The organism is Bradyrhizobium sp. C-145, from assembly GCF_023375135.1.
Lineage (GTDB): Bacteria > Pseudomonadota > Alphaproteobacteria > Rhizobiales > Xanthobacteraceae > Bradyrhizobium > Bradyrhizobium zhanjiangense.
Genome location: NZ_CP088150.1, coordinates 8,589,095 through 8,602,951 on the forward strand (window position 1 = coordinate 8,589,095; position 13,857 = coordinate 8,602,951).

General features: G+C 64.5%; 13 protein-coding genes. 4 read left to right on the top strand and 9 right to left on the bottom strand.

What is annotated here, in order from left to right; translation table 11 throughout:
* The gene (locus LRP30_RS40370; RefSeq protein ID WP_249758381.1) at window positions 1-1,326 is read left to right on the top strand and encodes an MATE family efflux transporter; all 1,326 of its coding nucleotides are present in this window, start codon (window positions 1-3) and stop codon (window positions 1,324-1,326) included.
* Window positions 1,327-1,426: 100 nt separating this feature from the next.
* Here LRP30_RS40370 and LRP30_RS40375 read toward each other — a convergent pair whose 3' ends face one another.
* The gene (locus LRP30_RS40375; RefSeq protein ID WP_128936848.1) at window positions 1,427-2,524 is read right to left on the bottom strand and encodes a quinone-dependent dihydroorotate dehydrogenase; all 1,098 of its coding nucleotides are present in this window, start codon (window positions 2,522-2,524) and stop codon (window positions 1,427-1,429) included.
* Window positions 2,521-2,865: a DUF952 domain-containing protein gene (locus LRP30_RS40380; RefSeq protein WP_128936849.1), complete on the bottom strand. Its 345-nt coding sequence runs from the start codon at window positions 2,863-2,865 to the stop codon at window positions 2,521-2,523. The genes LRP30_RS40375 and LRP30_RS40380 overlap by 4 nt, the downstream gene beginning before the upstream one ends.
* Window positions 2,866-3,159: 294 nt before the next feature.
* Between LRP30_RS40380 and LRP30_RS40385 the strand changes: the two genes are divergently transcribed.
* On the top strand, window positions 3,160-3,813 hold the full coding sequence (locus LRP30_RS40385) for a helix-turn-helix transcriptional regulator (protein ID WP_128942046.1): 654 nt from the start codon (window positions 3,160-3,162) through the stop codon (window positions 3,811-3,813).
* A 138-nt stretch (window positions 3,814-3,951) separates the two neighbouring features.
* A complete protein-coding gene (locus LRP30_RS40390) occupies window positions 3,952-4,704 on the top strand; it encodes a carbonic anhydrase family protein (protein WP_164939718.1) in 753 nt (250 codons plus the stop codon).
* Between the two features lie 151 nt (window positions 4,705-4,855).
* Here the strand turns inward: LRP30_RS40390 and LRP30_RS40395 are convergent, their stop codons facing one another.
* From LRP30_RS40395 to LRP30_RS40415, 5 genes are all read right to left on the bottom strand, one after another.
* Window positions 4,856-6,499: a lysine--tRNA ligase gene (locus LRP30_RS40395; protein WP_128936853.1), complete on the bottom strand. Its 1,644-nt coding sequence runs from the start codon at window positions 6,497-6,499 to the stop codon at window positions 4,856-4,858.
* 212 nt (window positions 6,500-6,711) lie between these two features.
* Entirely contained in the window at window positions 6,712-7,647 is a 936-nt protein-coding gene (locus LRP30_RS40400) for a transporter substrate-binding domain-containing protein (RefSeq protein ID WP_249758382.1), read from the bottom strand.
* A 241-nt stretch (window positions 7,648-7,888) separates the two neighbouring features.
* On the bottom strand, window positions 7,889-8,479 hold the full coding sequence (locus LRP30_RS40405; RefSeq protein WP_249758383.1) for an SCO family protein: 591 nt from the start codon (window positions 8,477-8,479) through the stop codon (window positions 7,889-7,891).
* A 23-nt stretch (window positions 8,480-8,502) separates the two neighbouring features.
* Window positions 8,503-8,697 carry a hypothetical protein gene (locus LRP30_RS40410; protein ID WP_249758384.1) on the bottom strand — a complete coding sequence of 65 codons (195 nt, stop codon included), beginning with the start codon at window positions 8,695-8,697 and terminating at the stop codon, window positions 8,503-8,505.
* Window positions 8,698-8,799: 102 nt separating this feature from the next.
* Window positions 8,800-9,321 (bottom strand): hypothetical protein, encoded by a 522-nt coding sequence (locus tag LRP30_RS40415; RefSeq protein ID WP_164935102.1) that lies wholly within the window; start codon window positions 9,319-9,321, stop codon window positions 8,800-8,802.
* Between the two features lie 265 nt (window positions 9,322-9,586).
* Here LRP30_RS40415 and LRP30_RS40420 point away from each other — a divergent pair, with 265 nt between their 5' ends.
* A complete protein-coding gene (locus LRP30_RS40420; protein WP_249758385.1) occupies window positions 9,587-11,245 on the top strand; it encodes an FAD-binding dehydrogenase in 1,659 nt (552 codons plus the stop codon).
* A gap of 37 nt (window positions 11,246-11,282) precedes the next feature.
* Here LRP30_RS40420 and LRP30_RS40425 read toward each other — a convergent pair whose 3' ends face one another.
* Together LRP30_RS40425 and LRP30_RS40430 are read right to left on the bottom strand one after the other, a co-directional pair.
* Window positions 11,283-11,585, bottom strand: a complete 303-nt coding sequence (locus LRP30_RS40425) for a hypothetical protein (protein WP_128936858.1) — start codon at window positions 11,583-11,585, stop codon at window positions 11,283-11,285.
* Between the two features lie 44 nt (window positions 11,586-11,629).
* Window positions 11,630-13,735 (bottom strand): HAMP domain-containing methyl-accepting chemotaxis protein, encoded by a 2,106-nt coding sequence (locus LRP30_RS40430; protein WP_128942040.1) that lies wholly within the window; start codon window positions 13,733-13,735, stop codon window positions 11,630-11,632.
* Between the last annotated feature and the right edge of the window lie 122 nt (window positions 13,736-13,857).

Below are 13,857 nucleotides of genomic sequence, written 5' to 3' on the forward strand. Positions count from 1 at the left end.
ATGCACGCGCCCGTTCATCGCAGGATAGGCTCCCGCCAGGTGTTCGCCATCGCAGGTCCCGCGATGGTCGCGAACCTCACCACGCCGCTGATCGGCGTGGTCTCGACCACGGCGATCGGACGGCTCGACGATGCCGCCCTGCTCGGCGGCGTCGCGATCGCGTCAGTGATCTTCGACTGCCTGTTCTGGCTGTTCGGCTTCCTGCGCATGAGCACGCTCGCCTTCACCGCGCAATCGCTGGGCGCGGGTGACACGCGCGAGCCGACCGCGATCCTGGCGCGCGGCTTCATCGTTGCTGGCCTGATCGGCGCCGCGCTGATCGCACTGCAGCTGCCGCTGGCCGCAGTGCTGTTCGACCTCATGGGCGGCAGCGAGGGTGTGACACGGGCCGCGAAGACCTACTTCAAGATCCGGATCTGGTCGTCGCCGTTCGCGCTCGCCAACTACGTCATCCTCGGCTGGCTGATCGGCCAGGCCCGCGCCAATTCAGCGCTGTCGCTTCAGGTCGTCATCAACCTCGTCAACATGGCGGCGACGATCCTGCTGGTGCTGATCTACGACACAGGCATCGCCGGCGCGGCGATCGCCGCGCTGTTGTCGGAAGCGGTCGGATTCGCGCTCGGCGTGATCGTCTGCCGTCATTATGCCGACAGCGGCTTCGCAGTGCCGTACGCTACTCTGCTCGACCGCGAGAAGCTGTTGCGGATGCTGGCGGTGAATTCCGACATCCTGATCCGCACCGCGGCACTGATCGCCGCGTTCCTGTTCTTCACCGCCAAGGGCGCACAGGCCGGCGACGTGACGCTCGCCGCCAACTCCGTGCTCAACAACTTCCTGCTGGTCAGCGCCTTCTTCCTCGACGGTCTCGCCAACGCAGCCCAGCAACTCTGCGGCCGCACCCTTGGCGCACGCGATGCAAAAGGATTTGCCGATTCGACCCGGCTGGTGCTGCTGTGGGGGCTCGGCTTTGCAGTCGTCGTCGCGGTGCTGTTCGCGCTGTTCGGGCCGGCCCTGATCGATTTCATGACGGCGAGTGACGACGTCCGCCGTACCGCGCGCGAATTGCTGCCATTCGTCGTGCTCGCACCCATACCCGGCGTCTTCGCCTTCGGTTTCGATGGCATCTATATCGGCGCGACCTGGGCGCGCGAGATGCGAAATTTGATGCTGGCCTCGCTCGCAATCTTCCTCGGCACCTGGTGGGCGCTGCAATCGTTCGGCAATGCCGGACTGTGGAGCGCGCTGATGGCGTCCTACGTCTCGCGCGGCGGCTTGCAGGCCGCGCGCTATCCGGCGCAATTCAGGGCGACGTTCGCCAAGCGCTAGAAGAATCGTAGCCCGGATGGAGCGAAGCGTAGTCCGGGGTCTTCGTGCAGGTGGGCCGATCCCGGATTGCGCTTCGCTCCATCCGGGCTACGCAGCTCGCTCACATCCCCGGCCAGTCTTCCGCGGTGAGTGTCGCAGCATCCGCGCCGACGATCTCGGAGAGTGAATCCCGCCCTGTGCGGAGCAGCGTCGAGGTCAGGTCGCGCTTGATCTCGTCGACGAGACCGAGGCCCTTGTAGACCAGCGACGAATAGAGCTGGATCAGGCTGGCACCGGCGCGAATCTTGGTCAGCGCGGCCCCGCCCGAATCGACGCCGCCGACACCGATCAGCGGGAAGGCGCCCTCGACGCGCACATAGGTCTCCGCGACCATGCGCGTCGACAGGCGGAATAGCGGCCGTCCGGACAGACCGCCCTGCTCCCTGGCGCGCATTTCCTCGCGCAGCGTGCTCGGCCGCGCGATGGTCGTGTTCGACACGATCATGCCGTCGACCCGGCGCGAGCGCGCGACCTGCACGACGTCGTCGAGCTGAGCGAGGCTGAGGTCAGGCGCGATCTTGAGCAGCACGGGCGTGTCGCCGGCCTTCTGCCGCACCCGCTCGCGCGCGTCGATCACCCTGGCGAGGAGATCGTCGAGCAATGCGCCTTCCTGCAAATTGCGCAGGCCCGGCGTGTTCGGCGAGGAGACGTTGATGGTGAAATAGCTCGCGACCGGCGCAAAGGTCTCGATCAGCTTGACATAGTCGCCGACGCGATCGGGAGAATCCTTGTTGGCGCCGATATTGACGCCGACGATGCCGCCATGCTGCGCGCGCGCAGCTAACCGGCGCAGGGCGAGATCCGCGCCGTCATTGTTGAAGCCCATGCGGTTGATGACGGCCTCGTCGCGCTCCAGACGGAACAGCCGCGGCCGCGGATTGCCGGCCTGGGGTTTCGGCGTCACCGAGCCGATCTCGACGAAGCCAAAGCCGAGCCGCAGCAGCGCATCCGGCACCTCGGCGCTCTTGTCGAAGCCCGCGGCCATGCCGATCGGATTGGGGAAGTTGAGCCCGAAGGCGCGCACCGCGAGCTTGGGATCGTCAGCGCGCGGCTTGACCGGCGGCAAAAAGCGCAGGCCCTGGATCGCGAGGCGATGCGCGTCTTCCGGATCGAGCCAGCGCAGCACCGGTAGCGAAAAGGCGTCGAAAGCGCGGATCACGGCAGCAGCTCCGGAACATCGTGGCTACCGTCGGAGCGGATGTTGAGGTTCATCACCGCGATCACCGCGCCGAGATCGAGCTCGCCATAGAGATGCGGAAACAGCTCGTCATTGCGCGAGCGCTCCCAGCGCAATTCGCTGCCGAGCGCATCGCCGTCGACCTCGACCAGGAACAGCGCGCGCTGCCCGGCATAGTGCTTGCGCAAGGTCTCGGGAACCTGGGCCGCGGTCGAGAAATGGATGAAGCCGTCGCGCGCATCGTCCGCGCTGCCGCGGTAGACACCCTGCCGTTCCGCCTCGCGCCAGGCCGAGGCCGGACAGATTTTGTAGATCTTGACCACCGCTTACGCAGCCCTGTTTGCTCTTTGAGTCTTTTGGGTTTTTTCGTCTCTCGCGGGTCCTTAAAACCCGGGCGCGACCGTAAAGGCGGCCCCTGCCGAACTCAAGACCTAGAGCCCTTTCCGTTCCGATGAAATCGGAATGGGGCTCTAGATTCCTGTTTTGACGCGTTTTCTTGACGCGAACCGGTACCCACTTCGCTTGAAAACGCTTTCGTCCGCCGCCTCTTGCACGGAAAGCGGAAAACCGGTTGATTTGAGGACAGTTTTCCTGAGTTGCGACGGGCTGGACCTTCCATGGTCAAACAGGCCAAAGCGCAGAGGATGCTGACTCACGACCAGATCTGGGGCGCGCTGGATCGGCTGGCTGCGCGCGCCGGGCTGTCGCCGTCCGGCCTTGCCAAACGCGCCGGGCTCGATCCCACCACCTTCAACAAGTCCAAGCGCGTCACCTCCGACGGCCGCGAGCGCTGGCCCTCGACCGAATCGATCGCGAAGGCGCTGGCGGCGGCGGGCTCCTCGATCGACAGCTTTGCGAGACTGATCGACGAGGACGCCGGCGACGATCGCTCAGTGCCGCTGCTCAGCTTCGCACTCGCCGGTACCAGCGGCGCTTTCGACGAATCCGGCGTTCCATCCGGCAAGGGCTGGACCGAAATCGCGCTTCCCACCGCCGAGGACGGGCACGCCTTTGCGCTGGAGATTTCCGGCGATGCGCTACAGCCTGCCTATCGCAACGGCGATATCATCCTGGTCTCGCGCGGCACGCCGATCCGCAAAGGCGATCGCGTGGTGGTGAAGACCAGAGCGGGCGAAGTGGTGGTCGCGACGCTGAAGCGCCGCACGGCGAAGGCGCTGGACTTGCAGCCGCTCGATGCGTCACGGGCGGAGCGGACGATCGCGATGAGCGACGTCGCCTGGATCGCGCGGATCGTCTGGGCGAGCCAGTGATTGCGTCGCGCCCGGCGTGGGTGACCAGGCGATGACATCACCCGCGCCGCGTTTCGCAGCGGGCGACCTTGCGACTCACCGGCCCTCTCGCATAGGTTGCGTACCGATTGCCGATCAAATTCATCTCGGGGGAGTACGATGAATCGCCGTCACGCATTGAAGGCCCTGGCGGGTCTCGCGCTTTGTCCGCTCTGCAAGCCGGCCTTCGCCGCCGAAGGCGTGCATTGGAGCTATGAGGGCGCCGGCGGTCCGGCCAAATGGGGCGATCTCGACGCGGCCAACAAGGCCTGCGCGGTCGGCCTGCAGCAATCGCCGATCGACATCGAGGGGGCGATCAAGTCGCAATTGCCCGCTCTGAAGCTGAACTGGGCCAAGAGCGCCGACACCATCGTCAACAACGGGCACACGATCCAGCTCAACTTCGCCGAGGGCAGCACGCTCATGCTCGGCAACGTCAAGTACAAGCTGCTGCAGGTGCACTTCCACCGGCCGAGCGAGCACATGATCGGCGGCAAGAATTTTCCGATGGAGGCACATTTCGTCCATCGCAACGATGCCGGCGGGCTCGCCGTGATCGGCGTGCTGATGGCCGAAGGCAGGCCGAACGCAGCCTTCAGCAAGATCGTCAAGACTATGCCGGCGGCCGAAGGTCCCGCGGTGAAGGCCGATGCGACCATCGATCCTCACGCCATGCTGCCGCAGCGACTCAGCTATTTCCGCTATCCCGGCTCGCTGACGACGCCGCCCTGCTCGGAGGTGGTCGAATGGCTGCTGCTGACCGACCCGATCCAGGTGTCAGCCGCCGATGTCGCCGCGTTCGCAAAGCTCTATCCGATGAACGCGCGTCCGGTGCAGAAGGACAACCGGCGGTACGTGCTGCGCTCGATCTAGGCGGGCGTCACTCCGCAACTTCCCTACATTGTTCAATGTCATTCCCCGCGAAGGCGGGGAATCCAGTACACCGCGGCCTCTCGGCTCTATCACAACCGCCTCTGGAATACTGGATCGCCCGCCTTCGCGGGCGATGATAGCGGGAGTGCGCTCACGCGCTTCGCGCCAGCGCGCCGTCGATCATGTTGACTGCGTTCTGGATGCCGTACACCGCGACGAAGGAGCCGAAGCGCGGGCCCTTCTCCTGGCCGAGCAGCACCTGGTAGAGCATGTTGAACCAGTCGAGCGTGACGCCGGGACGGCCATCCTTGCCCTTCTTGACCTGGTCGAGGAACGGCTCGCGCCGGCCGACCTCGTAGACGACGTTCTGGATGTCCTCGGCCGATGCGTCCTGCGGCAGTTGCGACAGCGCATCGCGCAGGTCCTGGAGCGCGGCGCGCTCTGTGTCCGTGGGCACGCGGAACTGCTTCGTGGGCGCGACGAAGTCGCGATAATAGTTGATGGCATAACCGACCATCGCATCCAGCTTCGGATGCGTCTGCGGGCTCACGCCGGGGCGGTAGCGGCCAATAAAACCCCACAGCGTCTCGGCATTCTCCGCATTCGACGACGACACCAGCGTGAGCAGGAGCTGGAAGGTGACGGGCATATCGCCCTTCGGCGGCTTGCCGTTGTGGATGTGCCAGACCGGATTGCCGAGCTGCTGCTTGCCGTCCTGCTTGGCAAAGCCGTCGATGAATTGCTGGTAATCGTCGACATTGCGCGGGATGACGTCGAAATACAGCCGCTTGGCCGCCTTCGGCTCGCGATACATGAACAGCGACAGCGATTCCGGCGAAGCGTAGCGCAGCCATTCGTCGATGGTCAGGCCGTTGCCCTTCGACTTCGAGATCTTCTGGCCCTTCTCGTCGAGAAAGAGCTCGTAGTTGAAGCCTTCCGGCGGCGTGGCGCCAAGCGCCCGGGCGATCGCGCCGGACAGCTTCACCGAATCGATCAGGTCCTTGCCGGCCATCTCGTAGTCGACGCCGAGCGCGACCCAGCGCATCGCCCAATCCGCCTTCCATTGGCACTTGACGTTGCCGCCGGTCACGGACGTCTCGACTTCCTGGTTGGTATCGGGGTCGACATAGGTCACCGTGCCGGCTGCGACGTCGCGGCGGATCATCGGAACCTGCAGCACGACGCCCGTCGTCTTGCTGATCGGCAGGAACGGCGAATAGGTGGCGCGGCGATCGGGGCCGAGTGTCGGCAGGATGATGGCCATGATCTTGTCGTAGGCGGCCAGCATCTTGAGCAGCGTCGCATCGAAGCGGCCCGATGTGTAGTAGTCGGTCGAGCTCGCGAACTCGTAGTCGAATCCGAAATGATCGAGGAAGGCGCGAAGCCGCGCATTGTTGTGATGCCCGAACGATGGGTGTTCGTTGGAGAACGGATCCGGCACCCGCGTCAGCGGCTTGCCGAGATGCGCGGCCAGCATGTCCTTGTTGGGGACGTTGTCGGGCACCTTCCGAAATCCGTCCATGTCGTCGGAGAAGGCGAGCAGGCGCGTCTTGATCTTGTCCTCGGTCAGCACGCGGAAGGCGTGGCGCACCATCGAGGTGCGCGCGACCTCACCGAACGTGCCGATATGCGGCAGGCCGGAGGGACCGTAGCCGGTCTCGAACAGCACCTCGTCCTTCGGGCTTTTCTTCAGCCGCGCGACAATGGCCTTCGCTTGCTCGAACGGCCAGGCGTTGGATTGTTCGGCGAGCGCACGCAGGTCGCTCGGGTTCGCAGCAAGATCGATAACGGACATCAGGGGCCTCCGGGCCGCGGAAAATAGCGATTTCCGGGCAGAATGCAATTTTGTAGGCGGTATTGCCTCTTGCACCGTCATTGAGCGAAGCGAAGCAATCCAGACTGTCTCCGCGGTGACAGTCTGGATTGCTTCGTCGCATCAGCGCAAAATTGCTGCGCAATTTTGTCGCGAGCTCCTCGCAATGACGGCGGAGGGAGCAGCGACGCTAGTTAGAACGGGCTCACCGAAAAATACCGCAGCCACAGATCGGTGTAGCGGCCTTTTTCCCAGACGCGGAACAGGGCCCAGTTCAGGGCCTGCCGCAGCACGTCGTTGCCCTTGCGCACGGCGATGCCGATGCCCTCGCCGAAGAAGCGGCTCTCGACGAAGGGGCCGCCGGAGAAGGCGCAGCAATCGCCGGAATCGGTGCCGTTGATCCAGAACGCGAGCGAGATGGCGTCGCCGAAGATGAAATCGACCTCGCCCTTGCGCAAAGCGCTGCGGAGCGCATCGTCATTGGGATAGGCGTGCAGCTCGGCGTCGGTGAACATCGCCTTGAGATACGCCTCGTGCGCGGAGCCGGCGATGACGCCGACCTTCTTGCCTTCGAGGTATTCGGGGCGGATCTCCGCCATCACTGCGTCCTTGCGCGAGACGAAACGCGCCGGCACCCGATAATAGGGATCGGTGAAGTCGACGCGGGCGCGAAGCTGCGGGCTCACCGCCATCGAGGCGATGATGGCATCGCCGCGGTTCGAGGTGAGCGCGTCGACCAGCGTCTCGAAGCGGCGCATCTGCACCGTGCAGGTGACCTTGATCTCGTCGCACAGGCTGCGTGCGAGATCGACGTTGAAGCCGGCCGGATTGCCGTCGGCGCCGGTGAAGTTGAACGGCGGATAGTCGGTCTCGGTCAGGAAGCGGATCACGGTCAGGCGCGACAGGTCCGGCCGCTCCGGCCGGCGCCGCGGGTCCCAGAAGCCCGGCACGGCCTGTGGGGCGGCCTGGGGCGCGGTTTGCGGCGTGGCCTGGGGCGCCGTGGGCGGCCGCTTGGCTGGTGTCTGGGCATTCGTGGCGCCGAGCCCTGCGAGCAGGCAAGCACCGATGGCCAATCCCATCAGCAAGCCACGGGCAGATTTTGACGATTTCGCCTGTTGCGATGGAGCCATCGGCCGGAAATGAACGAATTGCGTTGAGATCGGAGGGCCTTATAGACCATTCGGCCCGGAACGCGAGCGCCGATTGTGGCTGGTTGCGCTCCCTCCCCCGCAAGCGGGGGAGGGTCGGGGAGAGGGTGCCTCCTCTGGGCGAGAACCCCCAAGAGGAGAGAATCCTCACCCGCGCCTTCGGCGCGAGCTCTCCCGCAAGCGGGAGAGGTTGCAGCGGAGTTCGCGGCGGATTGATCGCCTCTCAGAGATACCGCTTCAGCTCGGCCGCGGCTTCTTCCGGCGTCCGCTTCAGATTGAACGCCGAGACGAAGCGGCCGTCGCGGTCCATCAGATAGACCAGCGCGGTGTGGTCCATGGTGTAGTCGCCGTCCTTGGTCGGGACCTTCTTGGCGTAGACGCGGTAGGACGTGATCACCTTGGCGACCTCGGCGGGATCGCCGGAGAGGCCCTCAAGATGCGGATCGAAGCTCGTCAGATAGTCCTTCATCGCCGCCGGCGTGTCGCGCTCGGGGTCGACCGAGATGAAGATGGCATTGACCTTGTCGGCATCCTTGCCCATCGCACGCAGCACTTCCGAGATCTCGAACAGCGAGGTCGGGCACACGTCGGGGCAATGGGTGTAGCCGAAGAAGATCAGGGTCGGCTTGCCCTTCAGGCTCTTGTCGGTGACGGCCTTGCCGTTCTGGTCGGTGAGCTGGAACGGGCCGCCGATCGCCGCCGGTTGCGCCACCTTGCTCACCCCGCCCATGGCCCAGAACATCACCAGCAGCCCGACAATGAGGCTTGCGGCGAAGGCGGTTGCGATCACCAGCGGACGGGCGATGGGGCTCATTGTCGGAACACTTCCTATCGGGATCAGAAGCAGGCGGCGAAGCCGGTCCTGATCATTTCGAAGAACACCTGGGTGCCGTAGTGGAACCAGAGCGCGAGGGCGCCGACCACGACGAGCGCGCCGAAAGCTGCGCCCGCCCACAGCAGCACGGACGGCATCCGGCCGGCAGTGGGCGAATTGTCCGATACAGGATGAGCCGGATGCAGTGGTTGAGCCATGGCAATGATTGGGGCGAGGGCCCCGATTCCCAGGCTTTCAGATAGGCTTTGGGCCGCCCGCGGACAAGACGCCCGCGTCGGCCCAAAAGGATCCTGCGAAGATCAGTGAAGCAGCTGGCCCCGAGCGGATTCGAGCTGCTCCGCTTGTGGGAGAGATCGGCGCGACGGCCTGTTGCTCGAGGCTTGCGCGTCCAGGTAGCAGGGCTTGTACATGGCCTCGAGCTGCTTGCCCCTCAGGAAGAGCATGCGTGGGGTCAGCCCGCCCCGCTGGCCGATCCAGCGCCTCACCTGCGAGGGATACATCGCATAGAGCATCTGGGTCGCTTCGGGATTGGTGACGGCGCGGCCATTGCTGCCGAAATCCCAGGCGGCGTGGAAACCGAGCGTTGCATGCGAGGTCACGCAGATGCGGTCGCGTGGAATGGCGCCGAGGACGATGGTGCAGGCGGAGGCGCAGAGGCCGTCGATGATGACGGTTTCGCCTGACTGACGCAGGTCCTGGTACCTGTCGACGTAGGTTCCGATCCTGCCGCCACGGTCATCCGCGATACGGACCACCGCGTGAGAAGCCCCCATGCCGGCGATCAGGAGAATCACCGCAAGCAACCCCGTCAGAAACTTCATTGTCCCCCGCCCCAGTCGGATTCGAATCTGCGTGTCAGGTGGTGATGCACGGCTAGCGTCTGTCGACTCTGTGGTTTTGTCTAGGCGCGCCCGCTCTGTCAAAACAAATTCAAATACAGTGTTGCGTCCGCGCTGCACTTGGCCAGTCTCTATCCCGAAGTGGAACAAGTTAATGTTGTCTTACGGGCCGCGCCCTTGATCTCAGTTGCAACCGCTGGCTTCAATCCGGGTAACTACAGGGGGGAACCCGTGGAGGGGGAGATACATGGCGGAAGAAACTGACGTCATCGTGGTCGGCGCGGGACTATCGGGCCTCGTGGCCGCAACCGAGATCGCGGACGCGGGCAAGCGCGTGATCGTGGTCGACCAGGAGGGCGAGCAGTCGCTCGGCGGCCAGGCGTTCTGGTCGTTCGGCGGGTTGTTCCTGGTCGATTCGCCCGAGCAGCGCCGGCTCGGCATCAAGGACTCCTACGAGCTCGCACTCCAGGACTGGATCGGCACCGCCGGCTTCGACCGCGACGAGGATTTCTGGCCACGGCAATGGGCCGAGGCCTATGTGGCGTTCGCGGCCGGCGAGAAGCGCGACTGGCTGCGCGCAATGGGCCATCGCATCTTCCCCGTGGTGGGCTGGGCCGAGCGCGGCGGTTATGACGCGATGGGCCACGGTAATTCGGTGCCGCGCTTCCATGTCACCTGGGGCACCGGCCCCGGCATCGTCGAGCCATTCGCGCGCCGCGCGCGCCAAGCCGCCCGAAGCGGCCGGCTGACCTTCAGGTTCCGCCATCGCGTCGATGCGCTCTCCATCACCAACGGCACCGTCGATGGCGTCAGCGGCGCCGTTCTCGCCCCCGACACTATCGAGCGGGGCAAGAGCTCGTCACGCAACGTCGTCGGCGAGTTTGCGTTGAAGGCGCAAGCCGTGATCGTCGCCTCCGGCGGCATCGGCGGCAATCATGAGCTGGTGCGGCAGAACTGGCCGAAGCGGCTCGGCGAGCCGCCGAAATTCATGATCTCGGGCGTGCCCGAGCATGTCGATGGCCGCATGATCGGCATCACGGAAAAGGCTGGCGCGCGACTGATCAATCGCGACCGCATGTGGCATTACGTCGAGGGCATTCAGAACTGGAATCCCATCTGGCCGCGCCACGGCATCCGCATCCTGCCCGGCCCGTCCTCGATGTGGTTCGACGCCACGGGCACGCGGCTGCCGGCGCCGCTGTTTCCGGGCTCCGACACGCTCGGCCAGCTCAAATACATCATGTCGACGGGCTATGATTATTCCTGGTTCATCCTGACGCAGAGCATCATCAAGAAGGAGTTTGCGCTGTCGGGCTCGGAGCAGAACCCCGACCTCACCGGCAAGAGCTGGCGCATGACCTTGCGCCGCGCCACCAACAAGGGCGCGCCGGCGCCGGTGGAGGCGTTCAAAAGCCACGGTGTCGACTTCATCGTGCGCGACAAGCTCGATGAGCTCGTTGCGGCCATGAACGAGCTCGCCGGCAGCGACCTCCTCAGGCTCGAGCACATCAGGATGCAGATCGAAGCGCGCGACCGCGAGATCGCCAACCCCTACGTCAAGGACGCGCAGGTGATGAACATCCACAATGCGCGCCGCTATATCGGCGATAAGCTGATCCGCACCGCCTCCCCGCACAGAATCCTGGATCCCGCGCATGGACCGCTGATCGCGGTGAAGCTCAACATCCTCACCCGCAAGACGCTGGGCGGCTTCGAGACCGATCTCGAGTCGCGCGTGTTCGGGGAAGAGGGCAGCGTCATCCCCGGCCTCTATGCCGTCGGCGAAGCCGCCGGCTTCGGCGGCGGCGGCGTGCACGGCTACCGCTCGCTGGAGGGCACTTTCCTCGGCGGCTGCCTGTTCTCGGGGCGCAATGCCGGCCGCTCCGCGGCGAAGGCGGTGGGGTGACCGACGAGGCTGGCGGGTGCGCGGCGGCGCACCGGCCTCAGCCGCGGCGAAGCATCTCCTGCAACAGGCGTTCGGTCAGCGAGAGCTGATCGAGCCGCAGAGACAACAGCTCGTTCAGCTCGGCCATGTGGGCTCGAAGTCTCTCGGCCTCCGGCCCGTCATCGAGATTTCGGACAAAGTCGCCGAGCGCCCTGAGACATTGCTGCATTGTCACGATGCTTTGCTGCAGCGATTTGCAGTCTCTCCTGGTGTTAGCGACCAGGCTGGTTGGGCTGAGCGGCAACGCGATAACGTTATCGATCGCGCCCGCTCGCGTTTCTTTCTTGATTCGATCGGCCATCGCGTTCCCTCATGCGGACATGGCAGGACACTCGCCTATTCGAGTCAGGCGGCGCGCACGGTGGTCAGGAACTGCTCGACCTCGGAGTGCAATCGCGCGCTGTCCTTCGACAGCATTTGCGCCGAGGCAAGCACCTGGGTTGAAGCCGAACCAGTCTCCGCCGCTCCGTGCTTCACGTCACTGATGTTGGCTGCGACCTGATCGGTGCCTTGCGCCGCCTGCTGGATGTTGCGGGCGATCTCCTGCGTCGCGGCTCCCTGCTCTTCGACTGCCGATGCGATCGCCGAAGAAATCTCCGAGATCCTGCCGATTGTTCCGCTGATCTCCTTGATCGCGACCACGGATTCCTGGGTGGCGGCTTGAATGTCGGCAATCTGATGACCGATCTCCCCGGTCGCCTTCGCTGTCTGCTCGGCCAGCGCCTTGACCTCGGACGCAACCACGGCAAAGCCGCGCCCCGCTTCGCCGGCTCGCGCCGCTTCGATCGTGGCGTTCAGAGCAAGCAGATTGGTCTGCCCAGCGATCGTGTTGATGAGTTCGACGACGTCGCCGATGCGGGTGGCCGCCTGCGACAGCTTGTTGACCCGATCATTGGTCCTCTGCGCCTGCTCCACCGCCGCGCCGGCAATTCTGGCGGCATCCTGCACCTGGCGGCCGATTTCGGTCACGGATGAGCTCATCTCTTCGGTGGCGGAGGCAACCGACTGAACATTGGTCGATGCTTCCTCGGAGGCGGCAGAGACGACGCTCGAGAGCTCCTGGGTGTTCTCCGCGGTCTTGCTCAGCGTCCGGGCCGCCGCTTCGAGCTCGGTCGATGAGGACGACAGCGTCCTCACGATGTCGCCGACCGCGTCCTCGAACTGACCCGCGAGCCTGTGCATGTCGGCCTTGCGTTGAGCGGCCGCGCGAGCCTCCATTTGTGCCTGCTCGGCGCGCAGACGATCGGCCTCGATCATGTTGTCTTTGAAGACCTGGACCGCAATGGCCATCTCGCCGACCTCGTCGGTACGGCCCACGCAGGGAACGTTCGTGGAGGTGTCGCCGCCGGCGAGCTTGCCCATGGCAAGGGTCATCCCCCGGATCGGAGCGGCGATCGAGCGGGACGTGAACAATGCGATTGTCCCGCCGAGGCCGACTCCCGCGGCCAACAGAGTCCACAGGACCAGCTTCAGCAGCGAGATGCTCTCCTGCACGCCGCGCGTCTCCTCGACGAGCATCCGCTTCTGATTGGACTTGATGCCTCCCGAGCGGGTGCCGTCGACGCCCTTGGGCCCGTCGAGCAGGTCGAGAATCCTTGCGGCGCGCGGCGCGGCTTCGGTCACCAGCAGATAAACCGGCGCGTTCCAGTCCGGGGACTCGCGAAGCGCGAAGATCCTTTCATAGAGGCGCGCGAACTCGCTTTTCGCCTTTGCGATCTTATCGAAGGACGCCTGTTGCGAGACGGTGAGCAGGTCCTTTCGCGCATTGACTCCGGCATAGCCTTTTTCAAACGCCTCCCACGGCTTCACGAATTTTTCCTTGTCGGTCTTTTCGCCCGAGAGCAGGTACATCCGGAGCTGGGCCGTGGCAGCGGCAAAATTGCCCCGCGTATCCGCCATCGCCTTGAGCAATTTCTTCCGCTCCGACGTGGCTTCCTGTGCCTCCTCCTGATCGATCATCTTCGTGATCTCGGAGAAAATCACGTCTGCGCGCGGGCCGGCCTCGCCGACCATGAGCTTGGTCGCGGGATAGGCGTCAGGGGTGAAAGCAATCGCTTCGGCCTTGTCCTGCGCCGCGCGAAACTCGACGAGCAGCAGCTTGGCTTGCTCCCATTTTTGCCTGTTCTCGGGATTGGTGAACTGCGCCGCCTGCTCGTCGAACGCAGCCACTGTTCTATCCATCTCCTTCCACATCGACATGCGATCGAGCTTGCCTTGCGGATTCCCGCTGAGCAAATAGCCGCGCAGGGTCGCGAGCGTGGAATAGAGATCGCCGATCAGCTCGGTGCTCGCCAGCGCGACCGGCGTGCGTAGGTTCGTCATGCGATTGACCGTCGTTGAAATGCGCCCGACCTCGAACATGGTGTAGCCGACGGAAAGCGCGATGATGGCGCAGACTGCAGCAAATCCCGCAATCAATCGGCCACCGATACGAAATTTGAAATAAGACATTGGCAAATACTCCGCAGCTATGGCCGCTATGGCCTAAGACGTCGCATGAAAATTCCCGCGTGGCGATGCCGCAGACCGAAACGATCGTTTGACATGACCAGATCGGGCGATACCCCACCATT

Coding starts and splice junctions, on each gene's coding strand:
- LRP30_RS40370 (WP_249758381.1), top strand. CDS start 1: ATGCACGCGCCCGTTCATCGCAGGATAGGCTCCCGCCAGGTGTTCGCC.
- LRP30_RS40385 (WP_128942046.1), top strand. CDS start 3,160: ATGGTCAAACAGGCCAAAGCGCAGAGGATGCTGACTCACGACCAGATC.
- LRP30_RS40390 (WP_164939718.1), top strand. CDS start 3,952: ATGAATCGCCGTCACGCATTGAAGGCCCTGGCGGGTCTCGCGCTTTGT.
- LRP30_RS40395 (WP_128936853.1), bottom strand. CDS start 6,499: ATGTCCGTTATCGATCTTGCTGCGAACCCGAGCGACCTGCGTGCGCTC.
- LRP30_RS40400 (WP_249758382.1), bottom strand. CDS start 7,647: ATGGCTCCATCGCAACAGGCGAAATCGTCAAAATCTGCCCGTGGCTTG.
- LRP30_RS40405 (WP_249758383.1), bottom strand. CDS start 8,479: ATGAGCCCCATCGCCCGTCCGCTGGTGATCGCAACCGCCTTCGCCGCA.
- LRP30_RS40410 (WP_249758384.1), bottom strand. CDS start 8,697: ATGGCTCAACCACTGCATCCGGCTCATCCTGTATCGGACAATTCGCCC.
- LRP30_RS40415 (WP_164935102.1), bottom strand. CDS start 9,321: ATGAAGTTTCTGACGGGGTTGCTTGCGGTGATTCTCCTGATCGCCGGC.
- LRP30_RS40420 (WP_249758385.1), top strand. CDS start 9,587: ATGGCGGAAGAAACTGACGTCATCGTGGTCGGCGCGGGACTATCGGGC.
- LRP30_RS40425 (WP_128936858.1), bottom strand. CDS start 11,585: ATGGCCGATCGAATCAAGAAAGAAACGCGAGCGGGCGCGATCGATAAC.
- LRP30_RS40430 (WP_128942040.1), bottom strand. CDS start 13,735: ATGTCTTATTTCAAATTTCGTATCGGTGGCCGATTGATTGCGGGATTT.